Genomic DNA, 17,264 nt, shown 5'->3' on the forward strand with positions numbered 1-17,264 from the left:
ATGCCATATGGCAGAGGGTATCTAGGCGCGACGAGCTTTGGTCGGGCGGAGATTTGGCGGACCTTCCGGGCTTGCCGAAGAGGCGCTCGATCAGGCTGCGAACGCGGCAGAGCCGCTCACTGAAAGATTTGGCGGGATGGCATACGTGACCGCCCCACGCTTCAATCGGCAGCCGGTCGGACATGAAAAATCCCTCCCGGGCTGCCCCGGGAGGGATGACGGAACGGACGGTTTCCCAGCCTGTCGCCGTTATTTCAACTGGACGGCGATGAAACCGCCGGCGCCGCGGGCGCGCTGGACGTACAGCAGCACCTGATCGCGCCCGGCCGACTTGGCAGCGCTCACCGCGCTGTTGAATTCGGTGAGGCTCGTCACCGGCGTACGATTGACCGAGACGATCACGTCGCCGCGGCGCAGCCCCTTGGAGGCAGCGTCGCTCGATGGATCAGCCGAGACAATCACTACGCCGCGAATGGTCGGATCGATGCCGACTTGGCGCGCGATCTGCGGCGTGAGCGGCGTGAGCTGGAGACCCAGACTATTGGGCTTGGGCGCGGTGGCGGCGCCGCCGTCTTCGTCCGGCAAGCCGTCACTGTCGTCGTCGTTGTCCTGGCTGAAGCCGGTGAGCTGATCCTCCGGCGGACGCGTGCCGACGGTGACATTGATCGTCAGCGGCTTGCCGTCGCGGATCACCGACAGCGGTACGCGCGTGCCCGGCGCCTGGTTGGCGATGAGATAGCTCAGCGTCTGGTCGGGCGTGACGTCCTTGCCGCCAACCGCCACCACCACATCGCCCTGCTTAAGACCGGCCTTCTCGCCCGGGCCGCCCGGCTCGACACGGCCCACGATCTCACCGCGGTTGGGCGGAAGATCAAGCGCCGCGGCAATGTCGGTGTCGACCTGCTGAATGCCGACGCCGAGATAGCCGCGCTTGACCTGCTGCCCTTTCATCAGCGTGTCGATGACCGGCTTCGCCTGCTCGGCCGGGATCGCGAAACCGATGCCGACGTTGCCGCCGGTCGGCGACAGGATCTGCGAGTTGATGCCGATGACGTTGCCGTTGAGATCGAACATCGGCCCGCCCGAATTGCCCTGGTTGATCGAGGCATCGGTCTGGATGAAGCGGTCGAACTGACCGCCGCCGACGCGGTGGACCGCCGAGATGATCCCCGCCGTCACGGTGGAGCCGAGGCCGAAAGGCTGCCCGATCGCGACGATCCAGTCTCCGACCCGCGCCTGGGTCGAATCGCCCCATTTCACGAACGGCAGACTGGCGCCTTCGATCTTGAGCAGCGCGAGGTCCGAGGTCTGGTCGCGGCCGATCAGCCGGGCCTTGAACTCGCGGCGGTCGGCGAGGGTCACGGTGATGGTGTCGACCACCGCGTTGCGCGAGCCGGGCGAGATCACGTGGCTGTTCGTGACGATATAGCCGTCGGGCGAGATGATGAAACCCGATCCCAACGACGTCGCCCTCTGCGTCACCGGACGGCCGCCGCCCTGCTGGCCAAAGCCGAACAGGTCGCCGAACGGGGTGCCGGCGAAGGGATTGGTCTGGTTGATGGTCACGCGCTGCGTGGTCGAGATGTTGACCACGGCGGGCTGCAGCTTCGCCACCATGTCCGCGAAGCTCATCGGCGCGCCGGCCTTGGGCGCGGCCGCCTGGATCGCGCCGGGTTCGTTCTGGGCGGTCTGCGCCCCGGCCGGCGGCTGGAGCGTCGCCGAAACGGCGGCTCCGCCGAGAAGGAGCGCTGCGGTGAGAGCGTAGGCGTAACGCACGTTGGGATCTTCCTCTCGAGCTCGAATGGACGTGGAGCGACGCGTGTCTAATGACGACTACAATGCTGAACGCTCACTGAAGATGAACGGTTCGACAGCAGATGACGCCTTTTTCATCCTTGATCTGGTGATGCGGCCACGCCGAATCAACGCCCTTGGAACTCGCGCAGATAGCCGTTCTGTGGGCTCAGGATGATCGAGGTGCCGCCGCGGCCTTGATCGGTACCGCCGTCGGCACCGAAGGTGTAGCGGTACGACTGCATCGCCCGGTAGAAATCATAGAACTGCGGATCCTTGCCGAAGGCGGTGGCATAGATCTTCGCCGCCTGCGCCTCGGCGTCGGCGCGGACGATCTGGGCGTTGCGCTGGCCCTGGGCACGGATGGTGAGCGCCTGCTGCTGGCGCGCCGTCCGCATCCGCTCGAGCGCGCTTTCCAGCGGCGTGCCGTCGGGCAGGTCGGCGTGCTTGATGCGCACGTCGACGATCTGGACGCCGTATTGGCTGGCATAGTTCTGCAGACGCTTCTGGATGTTGTCCATCACCTGCCCGCGCTCGGGGGTCAGCAGCACGGAGAAGTCGACCTTGCCGAGCTCGGCTCGGAGCGCCGAGCTGAACAGCGGCTGCAGCGCCGAGGTGACGCCGTCGACGCTGCGCGCGGTCACCACCATGCGCAGGGGATCGATCACCCGGAAGCGGGCATAGGCGTCGACCTGGAGGCGCAGCTGATCGGTCGACAGCACCGGCTGGTTGTCGAGATCGACGTCGAGTACGCGCTTGTCGACCCAGACGATGCGGTCGATGAAGGGCAAGCGCGCGATCAGGCCGGCGCCGGTGCGGCCGAACTCCTCGCCCTGCCGCCAGGCGTTGACGGTGCGCACCGGCACCTCGAAGCGCAGGATCACCGCCTGGCGCGTCTCGGGCACGATGGTGAAGGTGCTGGCGAGCAGGATCAGCGCCGCGAGCAGCAGCACGCCGATCGCCATCGGATTGCGCAGCCGGCCGCTCATTGCGCGCCTCCCTGCTGCACCGCGGGCGGGGTCGCCGGTTCCGGAATGGTGCGGCGCGCCTCGGGCAGCGGCAGATAGGGGGTGACGCCGGGCGCCTCGACGATCGTCTTGTTCGACTTGGCCAGCACCGCCTCCATCGTCTCGTAATACAGGCGCCGCCTGGTGACGTCGGGCGCGAGCTTGTACTGCTCGTAGATCTTGTCGAACTGCGCCGCCTCGCCCTGCGCGCGCGCGATCACCTGCTGGGCATAGGCGCGCGCATTGTTGAGATTCGACTGCGCCTCCTGCTGCGCGGCCGAGACCGCCTTGAAATCGTCGTTGACCGCGTCGGGCGGATCGGCCTTGCTGATCGCCACGCCCTGGATGCGGACGCCCGAATTATAGTCGTCGAGGATCTCCTGCATCGCCTGCTGGACGCGCGCCTCGATCACGGTGCGGCCGCGGCCGAGCGCCTGATCGAGATCGACGTCGGCCACCACCGCGCGCATCACGCTCTCCGCCGTCGCGCGCACCGTCTGCTGCGGATCGCGGATCTGGAAGACATAGTCCTGCGGATTGCCGATGTTCCAGCGCACCTGATAGGCGAGGTTGATGATGTTCTGATCGCCGGTCAGCATCAGATTCTCGCCGCCCGAGCTCGCCGGGAAGGTCTCCTCGCGGATGTTCTGGACGTCGATCTTCTCGACGCTGTTGAACGGCGCCGGCAGGGTGAAGTGGATGCCGGGCTCGAGCACCCCGGCATAGCGGCCGAAGAAGGTGACGACCCCGCGCTCCTGCGGCGCGATCTGCCAGATGCTGGTGAACAGCACCCATAGCGCCACGATCAGCCCGACGCCGATCAGCCACAGGCTGCGCCCCGAGACGCCCCCCGGGAGGCCCGGACCGCCGCCGCCGCGCGCGCGCTTGAGGAACTCGTCGAGCGAGCTCACCGATCCGGGGCGCGAGCGCCGGCCTTCCGGTGGGAAGGACCAGGGGTTGCGCGGACCGCCGCTGCCGCCCTTGCCCGAATCGTCGCCGCCCTTGCCTGAATCGTCGCCGCCGCCCGAAGGCTTGCCGCCCCAGGGACTTTTCGGCGGCTCGTTGCGGAGGATGTGGCCGCGCGCGCGCCATCCCGAAAGAATGTTCATGTGGACCTTTATAGGACCGGGTGCGCGGAAAAACAGTGGCAGCGCGCCGACGGCATCCTAAGTGGCACGGATGACCGATCCCGAACTCTCCGATCTGCCGCCCCGCGTCACCGGCCGCGTGAAGGATGGCCGCGCGACGCTGATGATCGACGTGACCGGGCTCGATACCGCGGCGACCGCGCTCCTGGAGGCTCAGGCCCGCGCCGCCGCCGAGGCGCAGGGTTTCACGGATGTGCGCGTGCTGCGCACCAGCGAGCGCCGCGCCCGAAGGCTGGTCGCGGTGGCGAGCGGCAAGGGCGGCGTCGGCAAGTCGACCGTCTCGGCCAATTTGGCGGTGGCGCTGCGCGGACTGGGCCGCGACGCCGGGCTGGTCGACGCCGACATCTACGGCCCCTCGCAGCCGCGCCTGCTCGGCGCCGAGGCGATGCGACCCGAGGCGCGCGACAAGAAGATGATCCCGGTGACGACGCCCGCCGGCGTGCCGCTGCTGTCGATGGGGATGCTGGTGCAGCCGGGGCAGGCGCTCGCGTGGCGCGGGCCGATGGCGTCGAACGCGCTCGGCCAGCTGATCGACGCGCATTGGGGCGAGGCCGATCCGCTGATCCTCGACCTGCCGCCCGGCACCGGCGACGTCCAGATTACCATGGTGCAGAAGCACAAGCCCGCCGGCGCGGTGATCGTCTCGACGCCGCAGGACCTGGCGCTGATCGACGCCGTGCGCGCGATCGACCTGTTCAACAAGGCGGGCGTGCCGATCATCGGCCTCGTCGAGAACATGGCTGGCTATGCCTGCCCGCATTGCGGCGAGATTTCCGATCCGTTCGGGCAGGGCGGCGCGGAGGCGGAGGCGGCGCGGCTGGGGATCGATTTCCTCGGCCGCATTCCCCTCAGCATCGCCGTCCGGCGCGATTCGGATGCCGGGCACCCTCCCGCCGCCGGGAACGGGCCGGAGGCGGCGGCGTTCGGTGCGATAGCGGAACGGCTGGACGGCTGGCTCCGCGGACATGGAGGATGACGTGCCGCTGACCCGCGACGAGGACATCAAGGCCCTGCTGGAAGGCGCCCGCGTGATCGCGCTGGTCGGCGCCTCCGACCGGCCGGACCGGCCGAGCTATGGCGTGATGAAGCGGCTGCAGGACCACGGCTATCGCGTGATCCCGATCAATCCGCAGATCACCGGCGAGCATGTCCACGGCGAGTTCGTGTTCCGCGAGCTCGCGCAGATCGGGGAGCCGATCGACATCGTCGACATCTTCCGTCGCCCCGAGGCCGCCGGCGACGCGGTGGACGAGGCGATCGCGGTCGGCGCCAAGGCGGTGTGGATGCAGCTGGGCGTGATCAACCACCAGGCCGCGGCGCGCGCGGAGGCGGCGGGGCTCAAGGTGGTGATGGACCGCTGCCCCGCGATCGAGATCCCGCGGCTCGGAGTGGCGCCGGTTCGCTAGAGTCCGTCCTGTTCGGATTGAAGCGGTGTCAGTGCTCCTGCGAAGGCAGGAGCTCAGGCCGCAAGCGACAACCCCGTGATCCGGGCTCCTGCTTCCGCAGAAGCACGATCCACTTCCAGACAGCGCTTCACATTCCCGTTGCCAGAAACCGGCGATGCCGGACGAAAACCTCACTTCACCTCGGCGATTATAAACTCACTTTTGCCAATAAAAGTCCCGGGCAGCCGGTCGAGGGCGACGCCTCCTATGATGATTGGCTGCCGAGTGTGAACGTGCGCGCCGAGCTCACCGACAAGCTGTTCCTGCGGCTCGCCTATTCGGACGCGATCAGCCGGCCCCGATCCGCTGACGGCGGCGGACGGCACCCGCATCGCCGGCTTTCGCCGGAATGAGGGTGGAGGTACCGACCTAACCGAGCGCAGCCAGCGCACCCTCGGACTCGAGCCGTTCGAGATGACGAATGAGCGTCGCCCGAAACAGCCCGTCATCGGCAAGCGCGCGAGGGAAGACCGCATCGATCGCCAGAAGCGCCGCCATGCGCTCCGCCGTGGAGCCGCGGCCTGCGATCGCCGCCCTCGTCCGCGCCGCCAGCGGGTCGTCGACGGTGAACCCGGCTCCGCCATCGTCGACACCACCCTGCCAACGCATCCATGCCGCAACCGCGAGCGCCAGCGTCTCCACCTCCAACCCCCGCGCACGCCGTGCGGCGATCGTCGCGAGCAGCCGCTGCGGCAGCTTCTGCGAGCCGTCCGTCGCGATCTGGCGGGTGCGGTGCTGAAGGGCGCTGTTGGAGAAGCGTGCCATCAGCTCGGTGCGATAGGCGGCGATGTCGAGCCCTGCGGGCGGATCGAGCGTCGGCCCCGCCTCGTCCCACAGCCGTTCGACGAAGCGCCGGCCCTCCGGCCGCGCGACGAACTGGTGGACGAACTCGATCCCCGCCAGGCCGCCGAGATAGGCGATCCCCGAATGTGCGCCGTTGAGCAGGCGGAGCTTCGCCTCCTCCCAAGGCGCGACATCGCCGGTGAGCTGGACGCCGTAGCGGGCGAAGTCGGGCCGCTCGGAGGCGAAGCGGTCCTCGATCACCCACTGGATGAAGGGCTCGGTCTTGACCATCGCCTGGTCCTCGACGCCGAGCAGCGATGCGAGCGCGGCGATATCGTCGGGCGTGGTCGCCGGCACGATCCGGTCGACCATCGTCTGGGGGAAGGCGCCGTGCCGCTCGATCCATGCCGCGAGCGCCGGGTCATGCCGCTCGGCTATGGTCAGCACCGCCTGGCGCAGCCGCCGGCCGTTGTGCGGCAGGTTGTCGCAACTGATCGCGGTGAACGGTGACAGGCCGGCGGCGCGGCGGCGGGCGAGACCGGCGACGAGGAAGCCGGGGGCGGTGCGCGGTGCCGCCAGGCTAGCGAGGTCGTTCGCGACATCGTCCTCCTGTTCGAGCAGTGCACCGGTTGCGGGATCGAGGCGATAGCCCTTCTCGGTCACGGTCAGCGTGACGATGTGGGCGTCCGGGCTCGCCAGCGCGTCGACCACCGCGGCCGGGTTCTCGGGCGCGACCAGCACGCCGCGGGTCGCGCCGACGATCCCCACGCGCTGCGCGTCACCCTGCCGCACCACCAGACTGTAGAGCCCGTCCTGCGGCACCATCTGGTCGCGCACCCCCGGCGAGCGGAGCGATACGCCGAGGATGCCCCAACGCGGATCGCCGTCCGTGAGCGCCGCATCGAACACCGCCGCCTGATGCGCGCGATGGAAGGCACCGATGCCGAGATGCACCACGCCGGTACGCACCGACGCGCGATCGTAGGAAGGGCGAGTCACCGCCTGGGGGAGGCTGGACAAGCTGGATAGGGAAAGCCGATCGGTCATGATCATCCTGGCTGGCCGGGCGGAGAAACGATCGCTGCCAGCGCCCGGCTATGGACGCAAGCGGGAACCCGAGGATCGTGAATATCGCTTGCGAGGCGGTGGTGTCCGCGATCGACGTCGCGCGCCGCTGATCAGCGGTCGAGCGGGCGATGCTCGGTCAGGCGGAAGATACGGTTCATCTCGTGCCAGCTCCCGTCGGGGCCGGCGGCGGGGATCGGCTGCTGGAATTGCCGCATCCGCGTCTCCCAGGCGACGACCGCGGGATTGGCGGCGTCCATCTCCGCCTTGCGCTCGGCGGAGAAATCCTCCACCGCGTCGATGATCATGAACATCCGGTCGCCCGCGCGGTAGATCTCCATGTTCTCGATGCCGGCGTCGCGGATCGACTGGATGACCTCGGGCGGGGTATGCCCCACCTGATGCCAGCGCTCATATTCGGCGATCAGCGCGGCATCGTCGACCAGATCGAGTGCGAGGCAGATGCGGCGTGTCATGCTTCCTCCTTCTGTACGGCCGGAACCGGCGCGTCGGCGCGGATCAGCCCTTGCTCCTTGAGTTCGGCCCATAGCGCCGCCGGGATGGGCGTGGCGAGCAGGCGGCGCGCCGCCGCGACGTGATCGGGGCTGGCCATGCCGGGGATCACCGCCGCGACCTGCTGATGCGCGAGCGGGAACTGCAGCGCCGCCGCCGCCAGCGGCACGCCGTGGCGATCGCACAGCGCCTCGATCGCCGCGACGCGCTCGACGATCGCGGGCGGGGCCGGCTCGTAGTTGTAATGCGGCGTGCCGCCGTGCCGGACGCCGGTCGCGAGGATGCCCGAGTTGTAGGGCCCGCCGACTACGACCCTGACGCCGCGCCGCTCGCACAGCGGCAGGAAGGAGGCGAGCGCCTCCTGCTCGAGCAGCGTGTAGCGGCCGGCGAGCAGCACGATATCGAGGTCGCCGTGCCCGAGCATCTCCTCGACCACCTGATATTCGTTGACGCCGAGTCCGATCGCACCGATCGCGCCGGCCGCACGCAGCTCGCGCATCGCGCGATAGCCGCCGTCCAGGAACTCGGCGAAGCGGCGCGGATGGTCGTCGCCATGGGTAAGGCGGCCGACGTCATGCGCGTAGAGGATGTCGATGCGTTCGCGACGCAGCCGCCCTCGGCTCGTCTCGTACGAGCGCATCGTCGCGTCGTAGGAATAGTCGAACACGCTCTCGAATGGCTCCGGGGTGACGAAGCCCTGGCGCGGCTGATCGAAGTCCGCATCGGGCGTGGGATCGAGCCGGCGACCGATCTTGGTCGAAACGATCGCGACCTCGCCGGGGTCGAGCGCCGACAGCGCCGCTCCCAGCCGCTTCTCGCTGAGACCGAAGCCATAGTGCGGCGCGCTGTCGAAATAGCGGATGCCGGCGTCCCATGCGGCATGGACGGCAGCCGCTGCCTTCCCGTCCGGCATCGCGTGGTAGAGATTGCCGATCGCGGCGGCACCGAAGCCAAGCGGGCCCAGCTCGTCGAAGTTCACAGGCCAGCCTCTCCAATGGCGTAGAAGCGGCGCGCCGCGCCGACGAACAGCTCGTCTTCCGCAGCGGTACCTGCCGGCGCAGCGAGGTCATGGGCAGTTGCGACCCAGTCGGCATAGCTGTCGCCTGCGTGCAGCAGCACCGGCCAGTCGCTCCCCCACATCAGCCTGTCGGAGAAATGCCGGACGAGATGCGCGACATAGGGTCGCAGCGCCGCCGCAGGTTGGCCCGGCGCCTGCTCGGTGCGCAGGCCGGAGAGCTTGCACCAGACATTGGGCAGCTCGGCCAGCGCGGCGATCCCGTCGCGCCAGGGATCGAGCTCGCCGCGCGCGGCGAACGGCTTGGCGCCATGGTCGATCACGATCGGCAGCTCCGGCCAACGCTTGGCGAAGATCAGCAGCGGGGCGAGATGGCGCGGCTGGATCAGGGCGTCGAAACGGAGGCGGTGGGCGATCATCGCTTCGATCGCCGACTCGCGCTCGGCAGCCAGAATCCACTCGCTGTCCGCGATCGCCTGGAGCATCGGCCTGAACCCGCGCAGTTTCGGTCGGCGCGCCAGCTCGGCGATGCGCGCCGCCGCATCGGGCCGGTCGAGATCGACCCAGCCGACGATCGCCTTCACCGTCGCGTCGTCGGCCGCGATCGCGAACATCCAGTCGGTGTCGCGGTCGTCCGGCTGCGACTGCACCAGCACGCTGCCGATGAGCTCGATGCCCTCCGCGGCCGATCTCAGATCGTCGGCCAGGAAATCGCGATGGATCCGCGGCCAACCGGCATCGGGCCAGCTCTGCCCCGGCCCGCCGATCCGCCAGAAATGCTGATGCGCGTCGATAACGCGCATCAGAACATGCCGAGGATGCGCTGCAGCGCCGCCTGGAAATGGCTGATCAGCGCGGACTCGGCGGCATCGGCGTCGCGCGCCGCCGCCGCGTCGAGGATGTCGAGATGCTCGCGCAGCGTCCTCAGCGCCAGCGGCCGGGTGATCAGGCGGTCGAGCCGGATCAGCGTCACGTAGTTCTTGAGACGCCGCGAGGTGGTCTCGACCAGCGGATTGCGCAGGCTGGCGATCATTCCGCCGTGCAGCCGCTCCTCGATCTCGCCCAGGCGCGCGAGCGCGGCACCGTCGAAGCCGCGCTGCTCGATGTCGGCGAGCAGCGCTTTATGATCGGCGATCAGCCCGACGACGACATCGGCGTCGGCCGTCTCGGCATAGGCCCGCGCGGCCGCGCGCTCGATGATGGTGCGGAACTGATAGGTGCTGCGCGCTAGCTCGAGGTCGGGCTTCAGGAACTGGATGCCGGACCGGGGATGGATCGTCAGCACCCCCTCCGCCTCCAGCACGCGCAGCGCGTCGCGAAGCGGCTGGACGGGGGTGCCGAGCAGGTTGACGAGCTCGTTCTGCGAGACGAATGCCCCGGCGGGCACGGTGCGGTCGAACAACCCCTCCAGCACCTTGCGATAAGCGAGGTCGCTCAGCCGGAGCGATCCGGCTGCGGAACTGTCCTGCGTCGCTGCCGAAGATGCCGCCATAGCCGCTGCCATATCTTAGTCGGGAATTGATGTTTCAAACCATGCCATTGGCTGGAGTGTAGTCGGTGGAATGGGCTTAGTCGACGTCAGCCTTGTCCGAAGCTGTGGACGTCGCCGATCGCACCCTTCGTCGCGCACCATCGCGGGGCGCGCGGCCGCCTGGGGCCATCATCCGCGATGTGGTGATCGGGGACGTGCGCGGCACCACGCGCGGCTTCGGCAGCATTTCGGGCAACGCACCACCGCAATCTCGGATATCACGCTGCGCGACATCGACGTGACCTCGCTCGATCCCGGGCGGACGAAGCTGATCGCCCGCGGCGTACGCAACCTGACGCTCGATCGAGTGCGCGTGAACGGCGCCGGCCGAGATATGCGAAGCGGATTTTGGTGCAGGGCCAGGAGCGAAGAGGGAGCGGTGCGGATAGCATCGTGACTGACGAGCGACGCGATCCAGACCGTTGCCGATCGCGATGACAGGCCCTAGAGCGGTCTCCAAACACGCCTAACGCCGAACAGGGACGCCACGATGGCCGGAACCAAGAACCACGACTATCACATTCTGCCACCCAGCCCCTGGCCGCTGATGGGATCGATCGCCGCGCTGTTCCTGGCGTCGGGCGGCATCATGTGGATGAAGGGCCATGCCTACGGCCCCTGGGTGTTCGCGCTCGGCATGGCCGGCGTGCTGGCGACGATGTTCTTCTGGTGGAGCGACGTGATCCGCGAGGCGCATCGCGGCGACCATACCCCGGTCGTGCAGCTGCACCTGCGCTACGGCATGATCCTGTTCATCGCCTCCGAGGTGATGTTCTTCGTCGGCTGGTTCTGGGCCTATTTCGACTTCTCGCTCTTCCCCGCGGCGATCAGCTACGTCCCCGGCGCGCATGGCGAGAAGGGCACGGTCGAGCTCTTGACCGACGTCGCCGGCCAGTGGCCGCCCAAGGGGCTCCAGGTGCTGAACGCCTTCGAGCTCCCGCTGCTCAATACCTTCATCCTGCTCTTGTCGGGCACCACCGTGACCTGGGCGCACCATGCGCTGATCCACAACCAGCGCGGCGGCGCCAAGCGCGGCGTGTGGGGCCTGATCGGTGTCGGCGAGAACGACGGCGTGCTGAAGGGCTTGTGGCTGACGATCCTGCTCGGCCTGCTGTTCAGCTCGATCCAGGCCTATGAGTACGCCCATGCGCCGTTCCCGTTCGCGGGGATCAACTATGGCGCGTCGTTCTTCATGGCGACCGGCTTCCACGGCGTGCACGTCATCATCGGCACGATCTTCCTGATCGTCTGCCTGATCCGCGCCTATCAGGGCGACTTCACGCCGCGCCAGCACTTCGGCTTCGAGGCGGCGGCCTGGTACTGGCACTTCGTCGACGTGGTGTGGCTGTTCCTGTTCGTCTCGATCTACGTCTGGGGCGGCTGGGGCGCGCCGGTGCATGGCGGCTGAGTGAGCGCCGGCTGGCATCTCGGGCAGATCAACATCGGGCGGCTGGTCGCGCCGCCCGGGCATCCCGAGGTCGCCGGCTTCTTCGCCGAGCTGGACAGGATCAACGCGCTGGCCGAGGCCAGCCCGGGGTTCGTCTGGCGGCTGACAGGCGAAGGCAACAACGCCACCGATCTCCAGCCGACTCCCGATCCGCTGGTGATCGCCAACATGTCGGTCTGGACCGACGCCGAGGCGCTGTTCGGGTTCGTCTACCGCAGCCAGCACACGCCGGTGATGGCGCAGCGCAAATCCTGGTTCGAGCGCTATGACGGTGCCTATCAGGCGCTGTGGTGGATTCCGGCCGGCGAGATCCCCACCCTTGCCGATGGGCTGTCCCGGCTGTGGATGATCGACCGGTTCGGGCCGAGCGAGCGAGCCTTCACCTTCAAGACCCGCTTCCCGGCGCCCGGTCTGCCGGGCACCCCGATCGACATGCAGCCCGACCCCTGGTGCGAAGGCCGTGCCTGATCCGGCGCCGGCCGCCGTCGCACCCAGCATCGCCGATGCGGCGCTCCGGGGCCTCTGCCCCCGATGCGGCGGTGCGACGCTGTTCGAAGGTCCGGTCAGGTTCGCGCCGAAGTGCCGCGCCTGCGAGCTCGACTTTTCCTCGTTCAACGTCGGCGACGGACCAGCAGCCTTCCTGACGCTCGGCGTCGGCGCGGTGGTGGTGATCCTGGCGCTGGCCACCGATTTCGCCTTTCGCCCGCCGCTGTGGCTCCACATGCTGCTGTGGATTCCGATCACCTTCGCCGGTGTGGTGGGATCGCTCCGGATCGCCAAGGCGTGGCTGCTCGCCGCCGAGTATCGCAACGCCGCGCGCGAGGGGCGGATCAAGGCGCCCGAATGAGGCGGCCGGTCCCGATCGTCGCGACGATCGTCGTGCTGCTCGCCGTCGCGGCGATGGTCGCCCTCGGCATCTGGCAGCTCCAGCGCCGGCACGAGAAGCTCGCCGCGCTCGGACGCTATGCCGCCAACATCCACGCGCCGCCGATCGCCTTTCCGCGCTTCGGCATCGGCGACGAGGCGCTGTTCCGCAAATCCTCCGCCTATTGCCTGCGCCCGCTGTCGTGGAGCCGCGAAGCGGGGCGGGACGCGAGCGGCCGGCCCGGCTGGCGCCAGATCGTGACCTGCACGACCGGGGCGGAGGGACCGCCGCTCACCGTCCAGCTCGGCGTCGCCGCCTCGCCCGAGGGGCATCCCGGCTGGAAGGGCGGCGAAGTCAGCGGCTGGATCAGCCACGCGCCGAGCCACCGCTCGCTGATCGCCGGCCTGTTCGACCGCGCGCCCAAGCCGCTGATGCTGGTCGCGGCCACGCCGGTCATGGGGCTCGCACCCAATCCGGGGCCGGACCTGTCGGCGGTGCCCAACAACCATCTCGCCTATGCGGTGCAGTGGTTCGTCTTCGCCGCCATCGCCCTCATCATCTACGCGATCGCGCTGCGCCGGCGGTTGCGCGGCGCCGAGTCGCCTCGGGCTTGAGCGCGGCCAAGTCCCGGTTGCTTGCCGCCTCCTCCCCCGGCCGCTAAGCGCTCGCCGACATGCGCTACGTCAGCACCCGGGGCCAGGCGCCCGCTCTCGACTTCCGCGACGCGACGCTCGCCGGCCTCGCCAGCGACGGCGGGCTCTATGTGCCCGAGACATGGCCGGCACTGTCTGCGGATGAGATCGCGAAGCTCGCCGGCCTCTCCTATCCCGAGACGGCGGCGCGGATCATGGCGCCGTTCGTCGGCGATGCCCTCTCTGAACGGGAGCTCCGTGCGATGTGCGAGGCCGCCTATAGCCGCTTCGCCCACGCCGCGGTGACGCCGCTCGTCCAGCTCGACCCGCGCCATTTCCTGCTCGAGCTGTTCCATGGGCCGACGCTCGCCTTCAAGGACGTCGCGCTGCAGTTCCTCGGCCTGTTGTTCGAGCGGTTCCTGACCGGCGGCGACACCCACCTGACCGTGATCGGCGCCACCAGCGGCGACACCGGATCGGCGGCGATCGATGCGCTCGCCGGCCGCGAGCATGTCGACATCTTCATGCTCCACCCCGAAGGCCGCGTCTCCGAGGTGCAGCGCCGGCAGATGACGACGGTGCTCGCCCCCAACGTCCACAACATCGCCATCCAGGGCGACTTCGACCAGGCGCAGGCGCTGGTGAAGGCGATGTTCAACGATCCGGCCTTCTCCGGCCGGTTCGCGCTGTCGGCGGTCAATTCGATCAACTGGGCGCGGCTGATGGCGCAGGTGGTCTATTATTTCTACGCCGCCATCCGGCTCGGCGCGCCGGCGCGGGCGGTGGCGTTCAGCGTGCCGACGGGGAATTTCGGCGACGTATTCGCCGGCTATGTCGCGGCACGGATGGGGCTGCCGGTCGCGAGGCTGATCGTCGCGACCAATGTCAACGACATCCTCCACCGCGCGCTGTCGAGCGGCGACTATTCGACCGGCACCGTGACGCCGACCGCGGCGCCGAGCATGGACATCCAGGTCAGCTCCAACTTCGAGCGGCTGCTGTTCGACCTTGCCGATCGCGACGGCACCGCGATTGCGGACCAGATGAAAGGATTCGAGGCGGCCAGGGCGATGCGTCTCACCAACGCCCAGCGGGAGGGCGCGGCGGCGCTGTTCACAAGCGACCGGATCGAGCCAGGCGAGATGTCGGAGGCGATGCGCTGGGCCAGTGCGGAGGCGGGCCAGGTGATCGACCCGCACACCGCGATCGGCCTCGCCGCCGCGCGCCGGGCGGAGCTGCCCGCCGAGGTGCCGGTGGTGACGCTCGCGACCGCCCACGCCGCCAAGTTCGGCGATGCGGTCGAGCGCGCGACGGGCGTTCGGCCGAGCCTGCCGGGTCGCGTCGGCGACCTGTTCGAGCGCGAGGAGCGTTTCGACACGCTCCCCGCGACGTTCGAGGCGGTGAGCGGCTATATCGCCGAGCGGGCAGTGGCGAAGGCGTGAGCCTGCTCACGCTTATCGGCGAATCCTGGGCCGACTACGGCCTCGTCGACTCGGGCCACGGCCGCAAGCTCGAACGCTACGGCCCCTACCGCTTCATCCGTCCCGAGCCGCAGGCGATGTGGGCACCCGCATCCGCCGACTGGGAAGCGCATGGCGAGTTCGTCCCCGGCTCCGACGACGAAGGCGGCGGGCGCTGGCGGTTCGACGAGCCGGTGCCGCGCGAAGGCTGGCCGCTCCAGTGGCGGGAAGCCCGCTTTACCGCCCAGACCACGCCGTTCCGCCACCTCGGCTTCTTCCCGGACATGGCGCCGGTGTGGAGCTGGATGCGCGAGCGGCTGGACGGCGCCGCGGACCCGGAATGCCTCAACCTGTTCGGCTATACCGGCGTCGGCACGCTCGCATTGTCTGCTGGAGGAGCGCGGATGGTGCATGTCGACGCCTCCAAGAAATCGGTCGAGCAGGCGCGCGCCAATGCCGAGCTGTCCGGCATGGCCGACCGCCCGATCCGCTGGCTGGTCGAGGACGCGACCAAGTTCACCGCACGCGAGGTGCGGCGGGGGCGGCGCTATGACGGCATCCTGCTCGATCCGCCAAAGTTCGGTCGCGGCCCGACCGGCGAGACGTGGCGACTGGAGGAGGGCCTGCCCGGCCTGATTGCCGACTGCCGCGAGCTGCTCGACGACAGGTCACGCTTCCTGTTCCTCACCGTCTATGCCGTGCGCATGTCGGCGCTCGCGATCGGCGAGCTGCTGCGGCAAACGCTCGGCGACCTGAGCGGGACGATCGAGGCCGGTGAGCTTGGGATGCGCGAGGAAGCGCGCGGGCTGGTGCTGCCGACCGCCATCTTCGCGCGGTGGAGTCGCTAACCGTGCAGTGCTCCTGCGAAGGCAGGAGCCCAGGCCGTAGCGACAGGTTTGAAGCCGTGGCTCCTGCCTTCGCAGGAGCACAGAGGTACTCGCTCAGCTTTGCCCCGTCCGTATCGCCGCGCCCGCCACGAACGGCGCACCCGCGACCAGCAATAGGCTCACCGCCGCGAGCAGCTTGAGCGCGCCAGCGCCGCCTTCGAGCGAGCCGGTACCGAAGATCAGCAGCGGCACCGCCAGCGGCAGCATCACCAGTCCGGCAAGCGCGCCGGCGCCGCGCAGGCCTGCCACCAGCGCGCCGGTGGCGACACCGAGCGCGGCAAGGCCGGGGGTGCCGATCAGCAGGCCGATCTCGACCCTGAGCAACAGCTCGCCCGGCAGGCCGAGCAGCCCGGCCGCGATCACCGCCGCCAGCATCAGCGGCGGCGCGAAGCCGAGCCAGTGGCCGGCGAGCTTGGCGGCGGCGACGCCTGCCATCGACAGCCCGCGCACCGCGAACTGGTCGAACACGCCCTGGTCGAGGTCGGGGCCGATCAGCCGCTCGACCGGCAGCAACGCGGCGAGCAGCGCGGCCGTCCAGATCACGCCTCCGCCGATCCGGGCGAGCAGCGCGCCGTCGGGGCCGACCGCGAAGGGGAACAGGACGGTCACGAGCAGGAAGAACGCTACGACCAGCGTGGTGCCTCCGCCGGCATAGCCGCGCCGCACCTCCCGGGCGATGATCGCGATCATGGCATCAGCTCGATCGTGGCGGCTCCGGGAAGGACGACCGGAAGATGCGTCGCCACCACCGCAATGCCGCCCTCGCCGCGATGACGCGCGATCAGCCGCTCCAGCGTCGCCAGCGACGCTTGGTCGAGCCCGTTGGCAGGCTCGTCGAGCAGCCACACCGGTGCCCGGCTCGCGACCACGCGGGCGAAGGCGGCGCGGCGGCGTTGGCCGGTCGAGAGCAGCCGCACCGGAACCGCGGCGAGCGCGGCCAGGCCGGTGTCGTGGAGCGCATCGCCGGCCCGTCGGCGCGGGTCCGCCTGCCCGTCGAGCGCCGCCCAGAAGCGCAGCGCCTCGGCGAGTGGCCGGTCGCCGTCGAGCGCCGCCGTCTCCGCCATCAACGTGCGGCTACCCTCTCCCATCACATGTCCCGCGACGGGCGACAGCAAGCCGGCCGCGATCCGGATCAGGCTCGACTTGCCGACGCCGTTGGGGCCGGTGACGAGTGCCGCGTCGCCGGATCGGAGCGCGAAGGACAGGCCGTCGAACAATGTTCGACCGCTGCGGACGCCGGTCACGCTTTCGAACGCGAGCGACGCGCTCAATCCGCCGAATCCTCGAGGGCGTGCATGTCGTCGTCCGACAGGCCGAAGTGGTGCCCCACCTCATGCACGACGATATGGTGCACCAGCCGATCGAGCCCGACGCCGGTCTCGATCCACTCTTCCAATATAGGGCGGCGGTAGAGATGGATGCGGTCGGGCATCGCGCCCGTATCGAACGCCGATTTCTCGCCGATCGGGCGGCCGTGGTAGAGGCCGGTGAGCTCGAATGGATCCTCGATGCCCATCGCGTCGAGAGTCTCGTCATCGGCGAAATCCTCGACGATCAGCACGACGTCGGCGAGATGCCCGGCGAAGGGCGCCGGAATCCGCGCCAGGCTCGCGCGGGCGAGCCGTTCGATCTCGGCGGTGTCGGGCGCGAAGCGGTCTTGCGGGCTCATGGC

The 17,264-nt window shown here is 69.2% G+C and carries 19 protein-coding genes; 8 read left to right on the forward strand and 11 right to left on the reverse strand.

Annotation, left to right across the window (positions count from 1 at the left end; all coding sequences use genetic code 11):
- Positions 1 to 249 precede the first annotated feature (249 nt).
- The 3 genes from ACMGER_RS04970 to hflK all read right to left on the reverse strand — a co-directional run bounded on the left by ACMGER_RS04970 (position 250) and on the right by hflK (position 3,910).
- Entirely contained in the window at positions 250 to 1,776 is a 1,527-nt protein-coding gene (locus ACMGER_RS04970) for a Do family serine endopeptidase (protein WP_436810996.1), read from the reverse strand.
- Between the two features lie 146 nt (positions 1,777 to 1,922).
- Positions 1,923 to 2,783, reverse strand: a complete 861-nt coding sequence (gene hflC, locus ACMGER_RS04975; protein WP_436810997.1) for a protease modulator HflC — start codon at positions 2,781 to 2,783, stop codon at positions 1,923 to 1,925.
- Entirely contained in the window at positions 2,780 to 3,910 is a 1,131-nt protein-coding gene (hflK, locus tag ACMGER_RS04980; RefSeq protein WP_436810998.1) for a protease modulator HflK, read from the reverse strand. Before hflK ends, hflC begins: the two co-directional genes overlap by 4 nt.
- A 70-nt stretch (positions 3,911 to 3,980) precedes the next feature.
- Here hflK and ACMGER_RS04985 point away from each other — a divergent pair, with 70 nt between their 5' ends.
- Both ACMGER_RS04985 and ACMGER_RS04990 read left to right on the forward strand, forming a co-directional pair.
- Positions 3,981 to 4,925: an Mrp/NBP35 family ATP-binding protein gene (locus tag ACMGER_RS04985; RefSeq protein ID WP_436810999.1), complete on the forward strand. Its 945-nt coding sequence runs from the start codon at positions 3,981 to 3,983 to the stop codon at positions 4,923 to 4,925.
- A 1-nt stretch (position 4,926) separates the two neighbouring features.
- Positions 4,927 to 5,355, forward strand: coding sequence for a CoA-binding protein (locus tag ACMGER_RS04990; RefSeq protein WP_436811000.1), 429 nt, complete (start codon positions 4,927 to 4,929; stop codon positions 5,353 to 5,355).
- A 408-nt stretch (positions 5,356 to 5,763) separates the two neighbouring features.
- Here ACMGER_RS04990 and ACMGER_RS04995 read toward each other — a convergent pair whose 3' ends face one another.
- The 5 genes from ACMGER_RS04995 to ACMGER_RS05015 all read right to left on the reverse strand — a co-directional run bounded on the left by ACMGER_RS04995 (position 5,764) and on the right by ACMGER_RS05015 (position 10,262).
- Positions 5,764 to 7,224, reverse strand: a complete 1,461-nt coding sequence (locus ACMGER_RS04995; RefSeq protein ID WP_436811001.1) for a mannitol dehydrogenase family protein — start codon at positions 7,222 to 7,224, stop codon at positions 5,764 to 5,766.
- A gap of 131 nt (positions 7,225 to 7,355) precedes the next feature.
- Positions 7,356 to 7,718 carry an L-rhamnose mutarotase gene (locus tag ACMGER_RS05000; RefSeq protein ID WP_436811002.1) on the reverse strand — a complete coding sequence of 121 codons (363 nt, stop codon included), beginning with the start codon at positions 7,716 to 7,718 and terminating at the stop codon, positions 7,356 to 7,358.
- Positions 7,715 to 8,734 (reverse strand): aldo/keto reductase, encoded by a 1,020-nt coding sequence (locus tag ACMGER_RS05005; RefSeq protein ID WP_436811003.1) that lies wholly within the window; start codon positions 8,732 to 8,734, stop codon positions 7,715 to 7,717. The genes ACMGER_RS05000 and ACMGER_RS05005 overlap by 4 nt, the downstream gene beginning before the upstream one ends.
- Positions 8,731 to 9,573: an amidohydrolase family protein gene (locus ACMGER_RS05010; RefSeq protein ID WP_436811004.1), complete on the reverse strand. Its 843-nt coding sequence runs from the start codon at positions 9,571 to 9,573 to the stop codon at positions 8,731 to 8,733. Before ACMGER_RS05010 ends, ACMGER_RS05005 begins: the two co-directional genes overlap by 4 nt.
- Entirely contained in the window at positions 9,573 to 10,262 is a 690-nt protein-coding gene (locus ACMGER_RS05015; protein ID WP_436811005.1) for a GntR family transcriptional regulator, read from the reverse strand. The genes ACMGER_RS05010 and ACMGER_RS05015 overlap by 1 nt, the downstream gene beginning before the upstream one ends.
- A 529-nt stretch (positions 10,263 to 10,791) precedes the next feature.
- Between ACMGER_RS05015 and ACMGER_RS05020 the strand changes: the two genes are divergently transcribed.
- Genes ACMGER_RS05020 through ACMGER_RS05045 form a run of 6 tightly spaced genes read left to right on the forward strand, consistent with a single transcriptional unit; the run spans position 10,792 to position 15,553 of the window.
- Positions 10,792 to 11,709: a cytochrome c oxidase subunit 3 gene (locus ACMGER_RS05020; RefSeq protein ID WP_436811006.1), complete on the forward strand. Its 918-nt coding sequence runs from the start codon at positions 10,792 to 10,794 to the stop codon at positions 11,707 to 11,709.
- A complete protein-coding gene (locus ACMGER_RS05025; protein ID WP_436811007.1) occupies positions 11,710 to 12,216 on the forward strand; it encodes a DUF3291 domain-containing protein in 507 nt (168 codons plus the stop codon). It abuts the gene before it with no gap.
- Positions 12,209 to 12,595 (forward strand): DUF983 domain-containing protein, encoded by a 387-nt coding sequence (locus ACMGER_RS05030; protein ID WP_436811008.1) that lies wholly within the window; start codon positions 12,209 to 12,211, stop codon positions 12,593 to 12,595. The genes ACMGER_RS05025 and ACMGER_RS05030 overlap by 8 nt, the downstream gene beginning before the upstream one ends.
- Positions 12,592 to 13,227, forward strand: coding sequence for an SURF1 family protein (locus tag ACMGER_RS05035; RefSeq protein ID WP_436811009.1), 636 nt, complete (start codon positions 12,592 to 12,594; stop codon positions 13,225 to 13,227). The genes ACMGER_RS05030 and ACMGER_RS05035 overlap by 4 nt, the downstream gene beginning before the upstream one ends.
- A 59-nt stretch (positions 13,228 to 13,286) precedes the next feature.
- Positions 13,287 to 14,687 carry a threonine synthase gene (thrC, locus tag ACMGER_RS05040; protein WP_436811010.1) on the forward strand — a complete coding sequence of 467 codons (1,401 nt, stop codon included), beginning with the start codon at positions 13,287 to 13,289 and terminating at the stop codon, positions 14,685 to 14,687.
- Entirely contained in the window at positions 14,684 to 15,553 is an 870-nt protein-coding gene (locus ACMGER_RS05045; RefSeq protein WP_436811011.1) for a class I SAM-dependent methyltransferase, read from the forward strand. Before thrC ends, ACMGER_RS05045 begins: the two co-directional genes overlap by 4 nt.
- A 93-nt stretch (positions 15,554 to 15,646) precedes the next feature.
- Here the strand turns inward: ACMGER_RS05045 and ACMGER_RS05050 are convergent, their stop codons facing one another.
- The 3 genes from ACMGER_RS05050 to ACMGER_RS05060 are packed head-to-tail and all read right to left on the reverse strand — an operon-like array spanning position 15,647 to position 17,261.
- Positions 15,647 to 16,282, reverse strand: coding sequence for a heme exporter protein CcmB (locus tag ACMGER_RS05050; RefSeq protein ID WP_436811012.1), 636 nt, complete (start codon positions 16,280 to 16,282; stop codon positions 15,647 to 15,649).
- A complete protein-coding gene (ccmA, locus tag ACMGER_RS05055; RefSeq protein WP_436811013.1) occupies positions 16,279 to 16,863 on the reverse strand; it encodes a heme ABC exporter ATP-binding protein CcmA in 585 nt (194 codons plus the stop codon). Before ccmA ends, ACMGER_RS05050 begins: the two co-directional genes overlap by 4 nt.
- Positions 16,860 to 17,261 (reverse strand): metallopeptidase family protein, encoded by a 402-nt coding sequence (locus ACMGER_RS05060; RefSeq protein WP_436811014.1) that lies wholly within the window; start codon positions 17,259 to 17,261, stop codon positions 16,860 to 16,862. Before ACMGER_RS05060 ends, ccmA begins: the two co-directional genes overlap by 4 nt.
- Between the last annotated feature and the right edge of the window lie 3 nt (positions 17,262 to 17,264).

This window comes from Sphingomonas astragali, assembly GCF_051400615.1.
Lineage (GTDB): Bacteria > Pseudomonadota > Alphaproteobacteria > Sphingomonadales > Sphingomonadaceae > Sphingomonas.

What these genes read in the sequence shown, in the direction of transcription:
- ACMGER_RS05000 (WP_436811002.1), bottom strand. Translation starts at nt 7,718, where the DNA reads ATGACACGCCGCATCTGCCTCGCACTCGATCTGGTCGACGATGCCGCG.
- ACMGER_RS05010 (WP_436811004.1), bottom strand. Translation starts at nt 9,573, where the DNA reads ATGCGCGTTATCGACGCGCATCAGCATTTCTGGCGGATCGGCGGGCCG.
- ACMGER_RS04985 (WP_436810999.1), top strand. Translation starts at nt 3,981, where the DNA reads ATGACCGATCCCGAACTCTCCGATCTGCCGCCCCGCGTCACCGGCCGC.
- ACMGER_RS04995 (WP_436811001.1), bottom strand. Translation starts at nt 7,224, where the DNA reads ATGACCGATCGGCTTTCCCTATCCAGCTTGTCCAGCCTCCCCCAGGCG.
- thrC (WP_436811010.1), top strand. Translation starts at nt 13,287, where the DNA reads ATGCGCTACGTCAGCACCCGGGGCCAGGCGCCCGCTCTCGACTTCCGC.
- hflC (WP_436810997.1), bottom strand. Translation starts at nt 2,783, where the DNA reads ATGAGCGGCCGGCTGCGCAATCCGATGGCGATCGGCGTGCTGCTGCTC.
- hflK (WP_436810998.1), bottom strand. Translation starts at nt 3,910, where the DNA reads ATGAACATTCTTTCGGGATGGCGCGCGCGCGGCCACATCCTCCGCAAC.
- ACMGER_RS05050 (WP_436811012.1), bottom strand. Translation starts at nt 16,282, where the DNA reads ATGATCGCGATCATCGCCCGGGAGGTGCGGCGCGGCTATGCCGGCGGA.
- ACMGER_RS05060 (WP_436811014.1), bottom strand. Translation starts at nt 17,261, where the DNA reads ATGAGCCCGCAAGACCGCTTCGCGCCCGACACCGCCGAGATCGAACGG.
- ACMGER_RS05035 (WP_436811009.1), top strand. Translation starts at nt 12,592, where the DNA reads ATGAGGCGGCCGGTCCCGATCGTCGCGACGATCGTCGTGCTGCTCGCC.
- ACMGER_RS05015 (WP_436811005.1), bottom strand. Translation starts at nt 10,262, where the DNA reads ATGGCGGCATCTTCGGCAGCGACGCAGGACAGTTCCGCAGCCGGATCG.
- ACMGER_RS05020 (WP_436811006.1), top strand. Translation starts at nt 10,792, where the DNA reads ATGGCCGGAACCAAGAACCACGACTATCACATTCTGCCACCCAGCCCC.